General features: G+C 68.0%; 16 protein-coding genes. 10 read left to right on the forward strand and 6 right to left on the reverse strand.

Features of this window, described 5'->3' with window-relative positions; all coding sequences use genetic code 11:
• Positions 1-170 precede the first annotated feature (170 nt).
• Complete coding sequence (locus VQ065_RS01960) at positions 171-1,136, forward strand: SdiA-regulated domain-containing protein (RefSeq protein WP_004364984.1); 966 nt, start codon at positions 171-173, stop codon at positions 1,134-1,136.
• Between the two features lie 38 nt (positions 1,137-1,174).
• Here VQ065_RS01960 and VQ065_RS01965 read toward each other — a convergent pair whose 3' ends face one another.
• On the reverse strand, positions 1,175-3,118 hold the full coding sequence (locus VQ065_RS01965; RefSeq protein ID WP_003084377.1) for an autotransporter outer membrane beta-barrel domain-containing protein: 1,944 nt from the start codon (positions 3,116-3,118) through the stop codon (positions 1,175-1,177).
• Positions 3,119-3,407: 289 nt separating this feature from the next.
• Here VQ065_RS01965 and VQ065_RS01970 point away from each other — a divergent pair, with 289 nt between their 5' ends.
• Positions 3,408-4,133, forward strand: coding sequence for a CatB-related O-acetyltransferase (locus VQ065_RS01970; RefSeq protein ID WP_003084381.1), 726 nt, complete (start codon positions 3,408-3,410; stop codon positions 4,131-4,133).
• Between the two features lie 42 nt (positions 4,134-4,175).
• Here the strand turns inward: VQ065_RS01970 and VQ065_RS01975 are convergent, their stop codons facing one another.
• A complete protein-coding gene (locus VQ065_RS01975; RefSeq protein ID WP_003084383.1) occupies positions 4,176-4,508 on the reverse strand; it encodes a YegP family protein in 333 nt (110 codons plus the stop codon).
• A gap of 122 nt (positions 4,509-4,630) precedes the next feature.
• Positions 4,631-5,302, reverse strand: coding sequence for a ribose-5-phosphate isomerase RpiA (gene rpiA / locus VQ065_RS01980; RefSeq protein WP_003084386.1), 672 nt, complete (start codon positions 5,300-5,302; stop codon positions 4,631-4,633).
• Between the two features lie 234 nt (positions 5,303-5,536).
• Between rpiA and ilvA the strand changes: the two genes are divergently transcribed.
• From ilvA to VQ065_RS02000, 4 genes are all read left to right on the forward strand, one after another.
• Positions 5,537-7,075: a threonine ammonia-lyase, biosynthetic gene (ilvA, locus tag VQ065_RS01985; RefSeq protein WP_071534610.1), complete on the forward strand. Its 1,539-nt coding sequence runs from the start codon at positions 5,537-5,539 to the stop codon at positions 7,073-7,075.
• Between the two features lie 119 nt (positions 7,076-7,194).
• Positions 7,195-7,662, forward strand: a complete 468-nt coding sequence (locus VQ065_RS01990; protein WP_003084389.1) for a DUF2269 domain-containing protein — start codon at positions 7,195-7,197, stop codon at positions 7,660-7,662.
• Between the two features lie 50 nt (positions 7,663-7,712).
• Positions 7,713-8,984, forward strand: coding sequence for an SDR family oxidoreductase (locus VQ065_RS01995; RefSeq protein WP_003084391.1), 1,272 nt, complete (start codon positions 7,713-7,715; stop codon positions 8,982-8,984).
• The gene (locus VQ065_RS02000) at positions 8,981-9,448 is read left to right on the forward strand and encodes a DUF2269 family protein (RefSeq protein ID WP_003084393.1); all 468 of its coding nucleotides are present in this window, start codon (positions 8,981-8,983) and stop codon (positions 9,446-9,448) included. The genes VQ065_RS01995 and VQ065_RS02000 overlap by 4 nt, the downstream gene beginning before the upstream one ends.
• Here the strand turns inward: VQ065_RS02000 and VQ065_RS02005 are convergent.
• Entirely contained in the window at positions 9,421-10,662 is a 1,242-nt protein-coding gene (locus tag VQ065_RS02005; protein ID WP_023092297.1) for an MFS transporter, read from the reverse strand. The genes VQ065_RS02000 and VQ065_RS02005 overlap by 28 nt on opposite strands.
• A 49-nt stretch (positions 10,663-10,711) precedes the next feature.
• Entirely contained in the window at positions 10,712-11,365 is a 654-nt protein-coding gene (locus VQ065_RS02010; RefSeq protein ID WP_340080333.1) for an HAD family hydrolase, read from the reverse strand.
• Between the two features lie 203 nt (positions 11,366-11,568).
• Here VQ065_RS02010 and VQ065_RS02015 point away from each other — a divergent pair, with 203 nt between their 5' ends.
• The 3 genes from VQ065_RS02015 to VQ065_RS02025 all read left to right on the forward strand — a co-directional run bounded on the left by VQ065_RS02015 (position 11,569) and on the right by VQ065_RS02025 (position 15,506).
• A complete protein-coding gene (locus tag VQ065_RS02015) occupies positions 11,569-12,048 on the forward strand; it encodes an RNA pyrophosphohydrolase (protein WP_003084400.1) in 480 nt (159 codons plus the stop codon).
• 22 nt (positions 12,049-12,070) lie between these two features.
• The gene (gene ptsP, locus VQ065_RS02020; protein WP_340080334.1) at positions 12,071-14,350 is read left to right on the forward strand and encodes a phosphoenolpyruvate--protein phosphotransferase; all 2,280 of its coding nucleotides are present in this window, start codon (positions 12,071-12,073) and stop codon (positions 14,348-14,350) included.
• A gap of 118 nt (positions 14,351-14,468) precedes the next feature.
• The gene (locus VQ065_RS02025; protein ID WP_003084406.1) at positions 14,469-15,506 is read left to right on the forward strand and encodes a sensor domain-containing diguanylate cyclase; all 1,038 of its coding nucleotides are present in this window, start codon (positions 14,469-14,471) and stop codon (positions 15,504-15,506) included.
• A gap of 3 nt (positions 15,507-15,509) precedes the next feature.
• On the opposite strand, the gene VQ065_RS02030 is transcribed toward VQ065_RS02025, so the two are convergent.
• Entirely contained in the window at positions 15,510-16,265 is a 756-nt protein-coding gene (locus VQ065_RS02030) for an NRDE family protein (protein ID WP_003084407.1), read from the reverse strand.
• A 121-nt stretch (positions 16,266-16,386) separates the two neighbouring features.
• Here VQ065_RS02030 and VQ065_RS02035 point away from each other — a divergent pair, with 121 nt between their 5' ends.
• Complete coding sequence (locus VQ065_RS02035; protein ID WP_003084408.1) at positions 16,387-17,190, forward strand: sulfite exporter TauE/SafE family protein; 804 nt, start codon at positions 16,387-16,389, stop codon at positions 17,188-17,190.
• Positions 17,191-17,196 lie beyond the last annotated feature (6 nt).

Genomic DNA, 17,196 nt, shown 5'->3' on the forward strand with positions numbered 1-17,196 from the left:
GAAGAAGACTGCGGATGCTCTCTTGTCGTCTCTTTCGGACAGGAAACTCGGACCTGTCCGAGTCGCCCGGGCGGCTGGCTGACTTTAAGCTTGGCTTCAGCCTGGAGCCGTAGCTTGCGTAGGAAAGGTCGGGCGCAGCCCGTTTCCATACAGCGTACAGGCTCTATGCTATGACTATCCACGCCCAAACTCCCGAGCCGTTTTCCATGTCCCGAGCTTTTACGCCTCGCCGTCTGCTGCTGGCCGTCCTGCTGGTCGCGCTGACCGCGCTGGTCCTTCTCGGCCAGAGCTTCCGCGTCTTCGACCGGGCCTGGTTCGCTGTCCAGGAGTGGCGTCACGCCGATGCCTGGAAAGAGCGCTCGATATGGCTGCCGGACTACCGCGTGCGGATCGAGGCGCAGCCCATCGAGGGGTTGAACGACGACGTTTCCGCGCTGACCTTCGATCCCGACCGGCGCACCCTGTTCACCGTGACCAACCAGCCGGCGCAGATCATCGAGCTGTCCTTGCAGGGCAAGGTACTGCGGACCATCCCGCTGACCGGCTTCGGCGACGCCGAGGCCATCGAGTACATCAGCCGCGGTGTCTACGTGATCACCGACGAGCGCCAGCAACGCCTGGTCAAGGTGCGCCTGGAGGACGATACGCGCTTCATCGACGCTGCCGATGCCCAGCAGCTTTCGCTGGGTATCGGCCTCAACGGCAACAAGGGTTTCGAGGGGCTGGCCTACGACGCCGAGGGCAAGCGCCTGTTCGTCGCCAAGGAGCGCGACCCGGTGCGCATCTACGAGATCCACGGTTTCCCCCACACCCAGGCGGACAAACCGTTCGCCGTGCACGTGGTGGACGACCCCGGGCGCGACAAGCGCCTGTTCGTCCGCGACCTGTCCAGCCTGCAGTTCGACGAGGGCACCGGGCACCTGCTGGCGTTGTCCGACGAGTCGCGTCTGGTAGTCGAGCTGGACACCGACGGCGAGCCGGTCAGCACCCTGTCGCTGCTGCGCGGCATGCACGGCCTGAAGCGCAGCGTGCCGCAGGCCGAGGGCGTGGCGATGGACGACCGTGGCGTGCTCTACCTGGTCAGCGAGCCGAACCTGTTCTACGTGTTCAGCAAGGACGAGCCGGCGCAGCCCTGACGCGGCTGCGGGGACGGCAGGAGCGTCCCCTGGCCCGCTCAGAACTGCCAGTTCACCCCGAGCGAATAGCCCGCCTGGTTGCCTTCGCTGTGGGCGAAGCGGCTGTTGGCTTCGGCGAAGACCCCGAGCTGCTCGGTGATCGCCAGTTGCGCGCCAAGCTGGGCGCGGCCGAAATCCTTGTCCACGCCGCCCATGTCGGCGACCCGGACACGCCCGTCGCCGCGGCTGGTCAGGTCCATGTCCTCCAGGCGTCCGTCCGCCAGCTCGCGGACCCAGCGCAGGCTGGCGTAGGGTTGCAGGCGCATTCTCGCACCCAGCGCCAGCTCGCCGCGCAGGCGCCATCCGAGGCTCGCCTCCAGCGAGTCGTAGTCCTGCTTCTCGTAGCCGAGTGCGGTACGCAGGGCCTCGTCCTCGCGGAAGTCGTCGATGCGGTAGCGCATGTAGTCGAGACCGGCCAGCGGCCCGCTCCGCAGTTCGCCGAAGCTGAAGTCATAGCCGCCTTCCAGCCGGGCGCCCCAGGGCCAGGCCGAGGTGTCGCCCGACAGACGCTGGTCGAGCAGCACCGGCCCGCCGGCGGCCTGGAGGTAGACCGAACGCTTGCTGTCGTAGCGGGTATGCCCGAGGTTCAGCTCGCCGGCCAGCCATTCCGGACCGCCGTCGTTGTACAGGCCGAACAGGCCGAGCTGCCAGGTGTCGCCCTCGATGCGCCCGCCATGGTCCAGCTTGTCGCGGCTGCGCTGGAAGGCCAGGCTGCCGCCGAGGGTCAGGGCCTCGCTGTAGCGGTAGTCGCCGAGCAGATGCACGCCGGCACGCCTGGACTCCGGATCGCCAGGCATGTCGAAACCGCTGTCCGGCGAGACCTCGCCCTCCGCGCCCACCTCGCCGTCGAAGCTGCCTACCGGCCGGTTGCTGCCGAGCAGGGTCAGCCAGCGGCGGTCGTGCAGGCGGGTCAGTGCCTGGTGCTGGCGCTGCAACTGGTCTTCCATCTGCCGCGCCAGGGCGCCGCCGGAGGCGGTGGAGGCCAGCAGGTCGGCGTTGGTCAGCTCCAGCACCAGGCGCGTCAGCAGGCGGGAAAAGTCGCGCATGCGTTGCTCGATGCGCTCCTGGCCGAGGGCGTTGGTCAGTACTTCCTTGTTGTCCTCGGCCGGGTCGTGCCAGGTTGAGCCGCCGGGAATCGCCGGGTTGTCGGTCTGCTCGTAGCCGTCCAGGTCGCCCAGTTCCCAGTTGGTCGCCTCGATGAACAACACCGGGATGTCCATCCCGTTGAAGCTTTCGCCGTCGCTGCAGCAGCCGGTACCCGCCGGGTATTCGGCGTTCAGGCCGGGGTTGGTGAACAGCGGGATGTCCAGCTCGCGGGCGATGCGCAGGATCTGTTCGCGGTAGGCGCCGAGGGCCGGGCTGGACACGCTGTTGGAGCCGGCATGGGCGTACATCTTGTCGCCGGTGACCAGGCTGTCGAGGTTGATCATTCCCTGCAGGTTGGCGCGCTGGCTGGCGTCGAGGGACTCGACGTAGGCACGCGAACCGCGCAGGCCTTCCTCCTCGGCGCCGAAACCGACCACCTCGAGGCCGTTCTCCAGGGCGATGCCGCCGAGGTTGCGGGCGATCTCGGTGAGCACCGCCGCGCCCGAGGCGTTATCGTCCAGGCCCTGCAGGGTCGGGCGACCGTAGTAGGTGTCGTAGTGCGCGCCGAGTACCAGGAACTTCCCGCTGCTGCCGGGCGCCGAGGCGATGACGTTCTGCGAACTGCGGTTGCCGGCCCAGGTGAAGTCCTGGCGACTGGTCTGGTAGCCGAAGCCCAGGCGCGACTGCATCAGTTCGCTGGCACCGGCGAAGCTGGCGGTGCCGCGATAGCGGCCCGGGTAGTCGGTGATCAGGCGCTCCAGGGTCTCCCCGGCGTATTCCCCGTATTGGTAGGCGTTGGCACCCAACGACAGCGCAGCACATCCCAGGCCTACAGCGACAGCTAATGGTTTGAACACGGCACTTTCCTCTGTGTCGGTACGATGGTGCATCGAATGATGCTCGCGCCGCGGAAAGCAGGATGCGGACCGTTTCATGTCCCTGGAGCACGAATTGACGCCTGGGCGACCTGCGGTGTCGCCAGGTTGTAAGAAGCGTCGCTCCTGGCGATGGGCAGGAAGCTTCGTGCTGGACGTAGTGTTACCGGCGATGGCCGCTACTGGGGCGTGACTTCCCGTTTCGGGGCTTGGTAACCGCGAGCGGTCGATTTACAGTGCTCGCCCTGCCGATCTCCTGGATACCCGTCGCATGAACATTTTCCGCGAAGCCCTGCTCAACCGTCGCCTGAAGAAGGCCCTGGCACGTCACGGTTGCCGCATGGCCAGCGGGGTCGAGACGCTGCGCGACGGCACGCAGGTGACGCTGGAGCCGAACGTGAAGCTGGGCAAGGCGAAGATCCACTCGCCAGCACTGGAGGTCGGCGCCTATACCGACGTGGTCAGCGGCTGCGAGTTCTTGGAGGTGGCCAGCATCGGCCGCTTCTGCTCGATCGCCACCGGGGTGGTGATCGGCCAGCCGCGCCGCTCGCATCCAATGCACTGGCTGAGCACCCACGCCTTCACCGCCAATCCGAAGCTGTTGCGCAAGCCGTTGCAGCCCGAGCGCGAAGCGACCCCGGCGCGGATCGGCCACGATGTATGGATCGGGCGCGACGCGCTGATCCTCGATGGGGTGGAGATCGGCACCGGCGCGGTGATCGGCGCGCAATCGCTGGTCAATCGCGACGTGCCGCCCTACGCGGTGGTGGCGGGTTCGCCGGCGCGGGTGCTCCGCTATCGCTTCGCGCCGGAGCTGATCGAGCGACTGCTGGCGAGTCGCTGGTGGGAGTTGCCGCTGGACGTGCTCGGCGAATTGCCGCTGGACGATCCGCAGGCCTGCGTCGAGGCGCTGGAGCGTCGGCCGCCGCAGGCGCGCCAGGAGGCGCGGCGCTTGCGCATCCGGCACAAGCCGTTCGCCATCGAATGGCTGTCCTGAGGCCCGCAGCCGCCGCCGGCGTCGACGGCGGCCAGGGCTGGATCAGCTTTCGTCGCTGAGGCCGGCTTCCGGCGCTGCGCGCTTCACCGACTGCACGCCGGCTTCGGCGCTGGCCTGGCTGGCATAGAGCTGGCTCTGGCCGACGACCTGGCCATTGGTGGCCTTGAGCACGAAGTGGAACTTGCCGTTGTTGGCCGGCTTGACCTCGAAGGCACCGTCGCGCTGGGAGTTCTTGCGCACCGACTCGATGCCGCCGAGCGCCGAGTCCTTGGCCTTGTACAGTTCGCTGGTGAGAATGATCTCGCCGTTGGCGGCATGCAGGTTGAAGTGGAACTGGCCGTCTTTCGCTTTCTTCAGATGGAATTTGGCTGCCATGTCTAGCTCCTTGTTCACGGGGTGCGGCGGATCGCAACGGACCAGCCGTCTGCTGAGACACAGCGTAGCCACTTTTGTTGCAGTGTCGCCCCGCACCGGTCATCGGCCTGGGGCGAGCGGGCTCAGGCCTTGAGGGTCTTGACGCCGTCGGCGGTGCCGAGCAGCAGCAGGTCGGCCGGGCGGGCGGCGAACAGGCCGTTGGTGACCACGCCGACGATGGCGTTGATCTTCTCTTCCAGTTCCACCGGGCTGTCGATGCGCAGGTTGTGCACGTCGAGGATGATATTGCCGTTGTCGGTCAGCACGCCTTCGCGGTAGACCGGATCGCCGCCGAGCTTCACCAGTTGGCGGGCGACGTGGCTGCGAGCCATCGGGATGACCTCCACCGGCAGCGGGAACTGGCCGAGGATGGGTACCAGCTTGCTGGCATCGGCGATGCAGATGAAGGTCTTGGCCACCGCGGCGACGATCTTCTCGCGGGTCAGCGCGGCACCGCCGCCCTTGATCAGCTCCAGGCGCTCGTTGCTTTCGTCGGCGCCGTCGACGTAGAACTCCAGCTCGCTGACCGTGTTCAGCTCGTAGACCGGGATGCCATGTTCCTTCAGGCGCTTGGCGGTGGCCTCCGAACTGGCCACTGCGCCGTCGAACTCGGCCTTGTGGCGGGCCAGGGCATCGATGAAGAAGTTGGCGGTGGAGCCTGTGCCGACGCCGACGATGCTCTTGCTGTCGAGGTGCGGAAGAATGTGGTCGACGGCGGCCTGTGCCACTGCCTGCTTGAGCTGATCCTGGTTCATCCCGGGTGCCTGTCTGGTTGCCTGGCCGGCCGTCCCGGCGGCGCAGGCGGAGGGTGCGCGCGGCCGGGGCGGCCCGGCGGGTTTCCGGCACGTCCTGTGCCGCTGCGATACGAAGGGACGAATTATAGCGGCCTGGCGTCCTCCGGTCTTGCCCCGGATGACCGGCAGTCGCGGTGTTTTCCTGCGGCGCGCCGGTAGTCCGCCCGGCGGGCCTGGAGTAGACTCCGGGCTTCCGTGAAGTCCGCCGAACCGCCTCCGATGCTCGAACAATACGTCAAGAAGATCCTCACCTCGCGCGTCTACGACGTCGCGGTGGAAACGCCCCTGCAACCCGCCCGCCAGTTGTCCGAACGCCTCGGCAACCAGGTCCTGCTCAAGCGCGAGGACCTGCAGCCGGTGTTTTCCTTCAAGATCCGCGGCGCCTACAACAAGGTCGCGCAGCTCACCGAGGAGGATAAGGCCCGCGGGGTGATCGCCGCCTCGGCCGGCAACCACGCCCAGGGCCTGGCCCTGGCGGCCAAGCGGCAGGGGATCAGGGCGGTCATCGTGATGCCCAAGACCACCCCCGAGATCAAGGTCCAGGCGGTGCGCGCCCACGGCGCCAAGGCGGTGCTGCACGGCGACGCCTTCCCCGAGGCGCTGGCCCACGCGCTGAAGCTGGTCGACGAGAAGGGCTACACCTTCGTCCATCCCTACGACGATCCGGACACCATCGCCGGCCAGGGCACCGTGGCCATGGAGATCCTCCGCCAGCAGCCCGGCCGCCTCGATGCGATCTTCGTCCCGGTGGGCGGTGGCGGACTGGTCGCCGGCATCGCCGCCTACGTCAAGTACCTGCGTCCGGAGATCAAGGTGATCGGCGTCGAGCCGGACGAGTCGAACTGCCTGCAGGCGGCCATGGCCGCCGGCGAGCGGGTGGTGCTGGGCCAGGTCGGGCTGTTCGCCGACGGCGTGGCGGTGGCACAGATCGGCCAGCACACCTTCGACATCTGCAAGGACCACGTCGACGAAGTGATCACCGTCAGCACCGACGAGATCTGTGCGGCGATCAAGGACATCTACGACGACACCCGCTCGATCACCGAGCCGGCCGGCGCGCTGGCGGTGGCCGGGATCAAGAAGTACGTCGAGCGCGAGCGCGCCGAGGGGCAGACCCTGGTGGCGATCGACTCCGGCGCCAACGTCAACTTCGATCGCCTGCGGCATGTCGCCGAACGCGCCGAACTGGGCGAGCGCCGCGAAGCGATCATCGCGGTGACCATTCCCGAGCGGCCGGGCAGCTTCAAGGCCTTCTGCGAGGCGGTCGGCAAGCGCCAGATCACCGAGTTCAACTATCGCTACCACAGCGGCAGCGAGGCGCACATCTTCGTCGGCGTGCAGACCCACCCGGAAAACGACCCGCGCGAGGCGCTGGTGGCCTATCTGCGCGAGAAGGGCTTCCCGGTCCTCGACCTGACCGACAACGAACTGGCCAAGCTGCACATCCGCCACATGGTCGGCGGTCATGCGGTGAAAGTCAGCGACGAGATGGTGTTCCGCTTCGAATTCCCCGAGCGGCCCGGCGCGCTGTTCAACTTCCTCACCAAGCTCGGCGGGCGCTGGAACATCTCGATGTTCCACTACCGTAACCATGGCGCGGCCGACGGCCGGGTGGTGGCCGGGTTGCAGGTGCCGGAAGACGAGCGCCACCTGATCCCGCAGACCCTGGAGGCGATCGGCTATCCGTACTGGGACGAGACCGCCAACCCGGCCTACCAGCTGTTCCTCGGCTGACCCGCGGCGGCTCGCCGACACGGGCTGCTAAGCTTCACGGGCAGGTGATCTCCTTCCTCGGGAACTGAGCCCGCCCCCGGCCCCTCAAACGGGCCGGGAACACGGACAAGGATGCGCTGATGGAACATTTTCTCCAGATCAAGATTCTCCACGGAGTCGCCACCGTGCTGCTGTTCGGCGGCCTGCTCGGCCTGGCGTTCTACGCCTGGCGCAGCTGGCGGACGGGCGACGCGGCGCGGATCGCGCGCGGTTTCAAGCGGGTCCGCCTGATCGGCTGGCCGCTGCTGGGGCTCAGCCTGCTGGCCCTGCCGGTCAGCGGCTGGTGGCTGGTGCACCTGGCCGGCTGGCCGTTGGGCCAGAGCTGGCTGCTGTTCGGCGCCTGCCTCTATCTGCTCGGCTGCATCTTCTGGCTGGTCCTCGCCGGTCGCCTGGCGCGGGTCCAGCACCAGGCCGGCGCCGCCGAGACGGCGGGGGCCGCGCTGGGCGAGCAGACCCTGCGCGAGATCAAGGTGGGCTTGGTCATGGCCCTGCTCGGTGCGGCCAGCTTCATCGCGGTGGCGGTACTGATGGTCAGCAAGCCGCTCTGAAACGCCAACGAAATGGACTTCACCGGCCTTCGCCGGTTCTGTAGGAACGCATGCGTATTCTGCTGGTAGGCGCGGGAGGTTTCGTCGGGCGGCACCTGCTCCCGGCGCTGCTCGCCGCCGGACACGAACTGCTCCTCACCGCGCGCCGCCCGCCGGTCGATGCGCCTGCCGGCGTACGCTGGCTGGCGCTCGACCTGGAGCGGCTTGCGGAAAGGCCGGACAGCTTCGCCTGGCCCGCCGGGGTCGACCTGCTGATCAACGCCGCCGGCACCATGAGCCTCGACGAGGCGAGCATGGCTCGCGTCCAGGACAGCGGCGCGCGAGCACTCTTCGACCTCGCTGCGGCCCATGGGGCGAAGGTCCTGCAGATTTCCGCGCTGGGCGCCGGTGCGCACCCGGACGTGGCCTTCCTCGCCAGCAAGGCGGCGGCCGACCGCCACCTGCTGGAACTGGGCATCCCGGCGCTGGTGCTGCGCCCGTCCCTGCTGCTGGGGCCGGGCGGCGCCAGCAGCGCCTGGCTGGAACGCCTGTCGCCGCTACCGCTGATTCCCTTGCTGGACAATCGCGCGCGCCTGCAACCGCTGCATGTCGAGGACCTGGTCGGCGCGGTGCTGGCCTTGCTGCGCTGCTGGCCGGAGCGGGCGCAGGTGATTCCGCTGGTGGGTCCGCAGGCGCTGACCCAGGGCGAGCTGCTGGACGAGCTGCGCCGCGCCCAGGGTTGGCCGCGCGGCCGCTATGTGGTGCCGCCCGCGGCGCTTCTCGATGCGTTGGGCGGGCTTGGCCGGCGTGCTGGCTGGCGGACACTGAGTCCATCGATGCTGAAGCTGGTGCGCCACGACAACCTGGCCGACCCGGCACTCCTCGATGAGGCCTGCGGCTATCGTTGCGCGCCGCTGGCCAGTCGGCTGCTCGGCTGGCCGCAGGCGGCACGCAGCCTGGCGGCTCTGATGCGGCCGCTGATGCTGGCGGCCCTGGTGCTGATCTGGCTGGGCACCCTGGTCGCCTGCCTGGGGCCGGGTTACGGCTGGGGCCTGCGGATCCTCGGCGAGGCCGGCATCCACGGCTGGCCGGCGAGCCTGGCGGTGATCGCCGGGGCCTTGCTCGACGGCGCGCTCGGCGTCGGCCTGCTGCTCCGCCGCTGGCGTCGGCGCGCGCTGCTGGCGCAGTTCTGGCTGATGCTTGGCTACAGCCTGGCGATCAGCCTGATCCTGCCGCATTACTGGTACGACCCCTACATGGCGGTCGGCAAGAACATCGTGCTGATGGTGGCCACGCTCTGGCTGCTGGGCGACGAACCTAGAGCCAGGGAGGCCCGTGGATGAACCTTTACCTGCTGCTGAAGACCCTGCATATCCTTTCCTCGACCATTCTTTTCGGCACCGGCCTGGGGTCGGCCTACTACGCCCTGCGTGCCTGGCGCAGCGGGCAGTTGCCGGTGATCGCAGTGACCTTCCGCCACCTGGTCACCGCCGACTGGCTGTTCATCGCCACCACCGCGGTGTTCCAGCCGCTCAGCGGCCTGGCCATGGTGCATGTCGCCGGCTGGTCGCTGGCCCAGGGCTGGTTGCTGTGGAGCCTGGGCCTCTACGTGTTCGCCGGGCTCTGCTGGCTACCGGTGGTGTGGTTGCAGATCCGCGTACGCGACATGGCCGAGGCGGCCTTGCGCGAGGCGCGGCCCATCGAACCGCTGGCGTACCGCTACATGAACGCCTGGTTCATCCTCGGCTGGCCGGCCTTCATCGCCTTCATGGTCATCTTCTACCTGATGGTCAACAAGCCGGTCTGAGAGTCCGCTCGGCGCAACCAGAGCAACGCCAGGACCAGGAACGCCAGGGAGCCGCCCCAGTACAACCAGGCGAAGCCGCCGGGCCGCTCCAGCAGGAGGAAGGCCAGGGCCGGGCCCAGCGCGGCACCGAGGTCCTGGACGATGGAGTAGCGGGTCATGAAGCCGACCACGTCGCCGGCGCGGGCGACGTCGGCGGCGAGGGCGTCGGTCAGGGTGGTGAGGGCGGTGGCGACCAGCATCACCAGCAGGGCGATGGCCAGCCAGGCGAGAATGGGCAGCCTGCTGGAAAGCAGGCCGAAGCCCATTGCGCCGACCAGTAGCGCCGCCACGTAGAAGCGCCGACGCCCGCGCGGGCCATCCGACCAGGCACCGAAGCGCCCGGCCAGCCAGGGCTCCCAGGACCAGCGCAGGGCCTGGATGATCCCGGAGAGGCCGGCGGCGCTGAGCGCCAGGCCGAGCAGGCTGACCTCGGTGCCGAAGCTGCGGGCGATCAGGGCGCTCAGGGTGGCGGCGAGTACGCCCTGGATCAGGAGCGCGGTGGCGAAGCCGCTGAGGATCACCAGGCCGCGCGGCGGCGGGCGCCTGGCGACGCTGGTGGATGCCGTTGCGGCGGAGGTCCGCGCATGTCCGGCGGGACTCTCCGGCAGGTCGAAACCCTTCGCCAGCAGCGGCAGGCCGAGCAGTGCCAGGAACGCGAAGGACAGCGCCAGCGCCGGCAGGCCGAGGACCGGCACCAGCAGCCCACCGAGCAGCATGCCGACCAGGCTGCCCAGGCGGTAGAGGCCGTTGTACAGGCCCATGGCGCGGCCGCGCTGGTGGTCGGCGGCGCAGTAGACCACCGCCGAGAGCCCGCCGATGCGGAAGAACGACCAGCCGATCCCCCACAGTCCGCGCAGCAGCACCCAGGCCAGGAAACCGCTGGCCAGGCCGTAGCCGGCGGTGCTCAACACGCCGATGACGACCGCCAGGAGCAGGCCGGTCTTCAGTGCCAGGTGCTTGTACAGGCGGCCGATCAGCGGATTGAAGGGCAGGCGGATCAGGCGGTTGATCGACAGTAGCACGCCGACCTGCCAGAGCGCCTCCAGGCCGACCTCGTGCCAGTAGATCGGCAGGGCGATATAAAGCATCGAATCGCCGGCCAGGCATAGCGCGGTGACCAGGGCGACGATCACGACCGGCCGCAGCGAGCCGGGAGTGGGGGCGGTGTGGGGCATCCTGGGTCCGCCGTGGCGCCGCCCGTCGGACGGCGCACTTGTCAGTGGGTCAACGCAGGGAAATGATCGGCCAGCCGCGTTTTTCCGCCTCGGCGCGCAGGCGCGGATCGGGGTCGACGGCCACCGGCCGGCTGACCTTCTCCAGCAGCGGCAGGTCGTTCAGCGAGTCGCTATAGAAGCTGGCGCCTTCCAGGTTCAGGCCGTTCTCGTCGAGCCAGCGTTGCAGGCGAACCACCTTGCCGCCCTGGAAGCAGGGCACGTCGAAGGTCTGCCCGGTGTAGCGGCCGTCGCGCATCTCGCACTCGGTGGCAATCAGGGTCTCCACCCCGAGTCGTTCGGCGATCGGACCGGTGACGAAGCGGTTGGTGGCGGTGATGATCACCAGCCGGTCGCCGGCGGCGCGGTGCTCGGCGAGCAGCGCCTCGCCCTTGGCCAGCACGATCGGCTCGATCACTTTCTGCATGAATTGGCGGTGCCAGGTTTCCAGCTGGGCCATCTCGGTGCGACCGAGGATCGCCTGGGTGAAGGCCTGGTAGGCAAGGACGTCGAGCTTGCCGGCCACGTAGTCGGCATAGAAGGCGTCGTTGCGCGCCTGGTATTCGGCGGCGTCGACCAGGCCGCGCTGGCACAGCCATTCGCCCCAGCTATGGTCGCTGTCGCCGGCGAGCAGGGTGTTGTCGAGATCGAAAAGGGCCAGACGCACGGGGTGACTCCATCGGTTGGCGGGTGGCGGGAGGGCCGCGAGAGCCTTTTGCGAAGGCTCCCACCGGGCCTTGGGAAAACCCCTAGCCTACCGGCTTTTGCCGGCCCTGTATCCTCCCCGCACGAGTCGCAAAGCCGCGCGTTGCCGCTATCACAAGCTTTATGGAACAATGCGGGCACATGCGATTTCGAGGATGTCCCAGCGTGATCGATTCCGATGGTTTTCGCCCGAATGTCGGCATCATTCTCGCCAACGAGGCGGGGCAGGTGCTGTGGGCGCGGCGTATCAATCAGGAAGCCTGGCAGTTCCCGCAGGGAGGCATCAATGATCGCGAAACGCCGGAAGAGGCGCTGTATCGCGAATTGAACGAAGAAGTCGGGCTGGAGGCCGGGGACGTGCGCATCCTGGCCTGCACCCGCGGCTGGCTGCGCTACCGTTTGCCGCAGCGCCTGGTGCGGACCCACAGCCAGCCGCTGTGCATCGGCCAGAAGCAGAAATGGTTCCTGCTGCGGCTGATGTCCGACGAGGCGCGCGTGCGCATGGATATCACCAGCAAGCCCGAGTTCGACGGCTGGCGCTGGGTGAGTTACTGGTACCCCCTGGGACAGGTGGTGACCTTCAAGCGCGAGGTCTACCGCCGCGCCCTGAAGGAACTGGCCCCGCGCCTTCTGGCGCGGGACTGAACACGGAGACAAGGCCCCGAGCATGCTCAACACGCTGCGCAAGATCGTCCAGGAAGTGAACTCCGCCAAGGATCTGAAGGCGGCGCTGGGCATCATCGTGCAGCGGGTCAAGGAAGCCATGGGTACCCAGGTCTGCTCGGTGTACCTGCTCGACACCGAGACCCAGCGTTTCGTCCTGATGGCCACCGAAGGCCTCAACAAGCGTTCCATCGGCAAGGTCAGCATGGCCCCCAGCGAAGGCCTGGTCGGCCTGGTCGGCACCCGCGAGGAGCCGCTCAACCTGGAGAACGCCGCCGCCCACCCGCGCTACCGCTATTTCGCCGAGACCGGCGAGGAGCGCTACGCGTCGTTCCTCGGCGCGCCGATCATCCACCATCGGCGGGTGATGGGGGTGCTGGTGGTGCAGCAGAAGGAGCGCCGCCAGTTCGACGAAGGCGAGGAGGCCTTCCTCGTCACCATGAGCGCTCAGCTCGCCGGGGTCATCGCGCATGCCGAGGCGACCGGTTCGATCCGCGGCCTGGGCAAGCTCGGCAAGGGCATCCAGGAAGCCAAGTTCGTCGGCGTGCCCGGCGCCCCCGGGGTCGGGGTGGGCAAGGCGGTGGTGGTGTTGCCGCCGGCCGACCTGGAAGTGGTGCCGGACAAGCAGGTCGACGACATCGACGCCGAGATCGCCCTGTTCAAGCAGGCCCTGGAGGGCGTTCGCGCCGACATGCGCGCGCTGTCGAGCAAGCTCGCCAGCCAGTTGCGCAAGGAAGAACGCGCGCTGTTCGACGTCTACCTGATGATGCTCGACGATGCCTCCATCGGCAACGAGGTCAAGCGCATCATCCGTACCGGCCAGTGGGCCCAGGGCGCCCTGCGCCAGGTGGTGATGGAGCACGTGCAGCGCTTTGAGCTGATGGACGACGCCTATCTCCGCGAGCGCGCCTCCGACGTCAAGGACATCGGTCGCCGCCTGCTCGCCTACCTCCAGGAAGAACGCAAGCAGAACCTGACCTACCCGGAACAGACCATCATCGTCAGCGAGGAGCTGTCGCCGGCGATGCTCGGCGAGGTGCCGGAAGGGCGCCTGGTTGGCCTGGTCTCGGTGCTCGGCTCGGGCAACTCGCACGTGGCGATCCTCGCCCGTGCCATGGGCATCCCCACGGTGATGGGGGCGGTCGACCTGCCGTACTCCAAGGTCGACGGCATCGACCTGATCGTCGATGGCTACCACGGCGAGGTCTACACCAACCCCTCCGCCGAGCTGGTGCGCCAGTACAGCGACGTGGTCGCCGAGGAGCGCGAGCTGAGCAAGGGCCTGGCGGCCCTGCGCGAGCTGCCCTGCGAGACCCTCGACGGCCACCGCATGCCGCTCTGGGTCAACACCGGCCTGCTCGCCGATGTCGCCCGCGCCCAGGAGCGTGGCGCCGAGGGCGTGGGCCTGTACCGCACCGAAGTGCCGTTCATGATCAACGACCGCTTCCCCAGCGAGAAGGAACAGCTGGCGATCTACCGCGAGCAGCTCAGTGCCTTCCACCCGCTGCCGGTGACCATGCGCACCCTGGATATCGGCGGCGACAAGGCGCTGTCCTACTTCCCGATCAAGGAAGACAACCCGTTCCTCGGCTGGCGCGGCATCCGCGTCACCCTCGACCACCCGGAGATCTTCCTGGTCCAGACCCGCGCCATGCTCAAGGCCAGCGAAGGACTGGACAACCTGCGCATCCTGCTGCCGATGATCTCCGGCACCCACGAGCTGGAAGAGGCCCTGCACCTGATCCACCGCGCCTGGGGCGAGGTGCGCGACGAGGGCGTGGACATCGCCATGCCGCCCATCGGCATGATGGTCGAGATTCCCGCCGCCGTGTACCAGACCCGCGAGCTGGCCCGCCAGGTCGACTTCCTTTCGGTCGGTTCGAACGACCTGACCCAGTACCTGCTGGCGGTCGACCGCAACAATCCGCGGGTCGCCGACCTCTACGACTACATGCATCCGGCCGTGCTGCATGCGTTGAAGAAGGTGGTCGACGATGCCCACCTGGAAGGCAAGCCGGTGAGCATCTGCGGCGAGATGGCCGGCGATCCCGCGGCTGCCGTGCTGCTGATGGCGATGGGCTTCGACAGCCTGTCGATGAACGCCACCAACCTGCCCAAGGTGAAGTGGCTGCTGCGCCAGATCACCCTGGACAAGGCCCGGGACCTGCTCGGCCAGTTGCTCACCTTCGACAACCCGCAGGTCATCCACAGCTCGCTGCACCTGGCGTTGCGCAACCTCGGCCTGGGTCGCGTGATCAACCCGGCGGCTACCGTCCAGCCCTGATTTCCCGCGCGCCGGACGCTTCGTCGTGCGGCGCTTACGCTTTCCCCGCAAGCGTATAGACTGCCTGCCATTCGGTAGAGGCCACTGGCCAGTCGAACGTGCGAGGGATTGCCGCAAAATGGACGAACGGGCGTCGAAGCCGCCAGGTCTTCTTCCGCTGTCACGCGAAGACCTTGAGAAAACCCTGCGATATGCCCTGGAGATCGTCAGCGACGGGATCTGGGACTGGAACATCGCGACCAACCAGGTCAGCCGCAGCGCCGGCTGGTACCTGATGCTCGGCTATCCGCCACATAGCCTGCCGGAGAGCGTGGAGACCTGGAAGAACATCATCCATCCCGAGGACTATCCGCGGGTGATGGCCAGCTTCCAGGCCTACCTCGACGGCGAAAGCCCGGAATACTGCGAGGAATACCGCTGCCGCACCTACAGCGGGGATTACCTGTGGATCAGCGATCGCGGGCGTTTCGTCGAGTTCGACGAGCGCGGCGAGCCACGGCGGATGATCGGTGCGCACCACGAGATCCATCAGCGCAAGCTGGTCGAGCTGGAGTTGCAGCAGCGCAACGAGGAACTGTTCGACTGGAACCGGCGTCTCGAGGACCTGGTGGCCGAGCGCACCGAGGCGCTGCACCGGGTCAACCAGGCGCTGGCCTCGAAGATGGCCGAGGCCCAGCGCCTGAGCGAAATCGATCCGCTCACCGAGCTGTACAACCGGCGCAAGTTCGAGCAGTGCCTGCACCATGAATGGATGCGCCGGCAGCGCCATGGACGCGCGACGGCACTGGTGATGATCGATGTCGATCACTTCAAGCGGATCAACGACCTGTTCGGCCACTCCACCGGCGATCGCGTGCTGGTCGCCTTCGGCCGCCTGGTCGCCAGCGAGCTGCGCGAGGTCGACGTGCTGGCGCGCTGGGGCGGCGAGGAGTTCATCCTGCTGCTTCCGGAAACCGGCCTGGAGGCTGCGGCGGCCTTGGCCGAACGCCTGCGCCAGCGGGTTCGCTCGCAGTCCTTCGAGATGGGCGAGCGGTTGACCGCCAGCTTCGGCGTCGGCGTGCTGAACGATGGCGAGACCCTCGACCTGCTGCTGTGCCGGGTGGACGACGCCCTCTATCGGGCCAAGCAGCGTCGCGATTGCGTGGCCTGTTGCTGAAGGTCAGCCTGGCGGCAGCACCAGGCTGACCTCGCCGAGCCGGGCGCCGGACGGCCCGAAGCTGCGCTCGATCATCTCCCGCGTGCCGTCGGCGTGTACCCGTACGACGCTGCTGGCGCGAGTGCCGTAGCTCGGGCTGGCGATGAACACGCTGGAGAGCAGACGTTCCGTGGCCAGACCCACGCCGGTATCCGGCAACTGGCTGTCGGCGGCCGGCGCTGCGTCGGCCAGCAGCTCCAGCAGGGCCTGCGGATGCGGCTCGGCAAGCCGCTCGGCGAGGGCGGCGCGAGCCTTGAGCAGCTTCGGCCAGGGCGTATCGAGGGCCGCGTTGGACAGCCCGTAGACCCCCGCCGGCAGCAGGCGCGGTGGCCCTACGCGGGGGTTGTAGTGCCAGAGCTGATGGCGATCGCCAATGAGCAGGTTGAAGCCGGAATAGTCCGCAGCGCGCCCGGCGACCTGCGCCAGGTAGTCGGCCGGGTTGCCGCCGCCGCGCAGGAAGTCCGCCACCAGTTCGCCACGGGAGCGCTTGCCGAGAGCCTGCGACGGATCGCGGACGTTGGTCAGGGCGGCGAAACGGCCGGCCGGGCCGAGCCCCAGCCAGGTGCCGCCGGCCTCCAGGTCGCGTCCGGCGAATACCCCCTCGGCGTCCTCCCAGGCCGCCAGCGGCAGGCTCGGGCGGGCATAGAATTCGTCACGGTTGGCGGCGACCAGCAGCGGCAGGGCGTGCCCCGGTTGCCAGGCGAAGACGATCAGGCACATGCGCGATCCTTGGGATGGGCTGGCCGTCAGGCTAAAGGCATCCGCCATCGCCGTTCAAGCACGACGCCTGCCGCGCGGCGCGCAATTCCGTTACCATGCCGGCTTTCCAACGGGGGCGTGCATGGAGTTTCTCCTCTATATCGTGCTGGGCGCCTGTGCCGGCGTGCTGGCCGGACTGTTCGGCGTCGGCGGCGGCCTGATCATCGTCCCGGCGCTGGTCTTCAGCTTCACCGCGCACGGTTTCGGCGGCGACGTCCTGACCCAGATGGCGGTCGGCACCTCCCTGGCGACCATCGTCTTCACTTCGATCAATTCCATTCTCGAACACCATCGGCGCGGCGCGGTGCGCTGGCCGGTGTTCGCCTGGATGACCCTCGGCATCCTCGTCGGCAGCGCCCTCGGCGCGCTGACCGCGGCGCAGATCAAGGGGCCGCTGTTACAGAAGATAATCGGGGTGTTCGCCATCCTGGTCGCTTTGCAGATGGTCCTCGACCTCAAGCCCAAGGGCAATCGCGAGGTGCCCGGCAAGGGCGGCCTGACCCTGGCCGGCGCGGTGATCGGCTGGGCCTCGGCGATCTTCGGCATCGGCGGCGGTTCGCTGACCGTGCCTTTCCTCAGTTGGCGCAGCGTGCCGATGCAGCAGGCGGTGGCGACTTCCTCGGCCTGTGGCCTGCCTATCGCCATTTCCGGCGCCCTGTCGTTCATCGCGGTCGGCTGGCACAACCCGCAGTTGCCGGAGTGGAGCCTGGGCTACGTCTATCTGCCGGCGTTGGTCGGCATCGCCGCCACCAGTATGCTGTTCGCCCGCTTCGGCGCGCGTCTGGCGCATCGTTTGTCGCCGCGCGTACTCAAGCGACTGTTCGCCCTGCTGCTGTTCAGCGTGGGCATAAGTTTCCTGACCCCCGATCTCGCTTTTCTGTCGTAGGAGTTA

Source organism: Pseudomonas sp. KBN10P06128 (assembly GCF_037574945.1).
In the GTDB taxonomy this organism is placed as follows: Bacteria; Pseudomonadota; Gammaproteobacteria; order Pseudomonadales; family Pseudomonadaceae; genus Pseudomonas; species Pseudomonas aeruginosa.

Coding starts and splice junctions, on each gene's coding strand:
- VQ065_RS02000 (WP_003084393.1), top strand. CDS start 8,981: ATGAACCTTTACCTGCTGCTGAAGACCCTGCATATCCTTTCCTCGACC.
- VQ065_RS01995 (WP_003084391.1), top strand. CDS start 7,713: ATGCGTATTCTGCTGGTAGGCGCGGGAGGTTTCGTCGGGCGGCACCTG.
- ptsP (WP_340080334.1), top strand. CDS start 12,071: ATGCTCAACACGCTGCGCAAGATCGTCCAGGAAGTGAACTCCGCCAAG.
- VQ065_RS02025 (WP_003084406.1), top strand. CDS start 14,469: ATGGACGAACGGGCGTCGAAGCCGCCAGGTCTTCTTCCGCTGTCACGC.
- VQ065_RS01990 (WP_003084389.1), top strand. CDS start 7,195: ATGGAACATTTTCTCCAGATCAAGATTCTCCACGGAGTCGCCACCGTG.
- rpiA (WP_003084386.1), bottom strand. CDS start 5,302: ATGAACCAGGATCAGCTCAAGCAGGCAGTGGCACAGGCCGCCGTCGAC.
- VQ065_RS02005 (WP_023092297.1), bottom strand. CDS start 10,662: ATGCCCCACACCGCCCCCACTCCCGGCTCGCTGCGGCCGGTCGTGATC.
- VQ065_RS02030 (WP_003084407.1), bottom strand. CDS start 16,265: ATGTGCCTGATCGTCTTCGCCTGGCAACCGGGGCACGCCCTGCCGCTG.
- VQ065_RS01960 (WP_004364984.1), top strand. CDS start 171: ATGACTATCCACGCCCAAACTCCCGAGCCGTTTTCCATGTCCCGAGCT.
- VQ065_RS01970 (WP_003084381.1), top strand. CDS start 3,408: ATGAACATTTTCCGCGAAGCCCTGCTCAACCGTCGCCTGAAGAAGGCC.
- VQ065_RS02035 (WP_003084408.1), top strand. CDS start 16,387: ATGGAGTTTCTCCTCTATATCGTGCTGGGCGCCTGTGCCGGCGTGCTG.
- VQ065_RS01975 (WP_003084383.1), bottom strand. CDS start 4,508: ATGGCAGCCAAATTCCATCTGAAGAAAGCGAAAGACGGCCAGTTCCAC.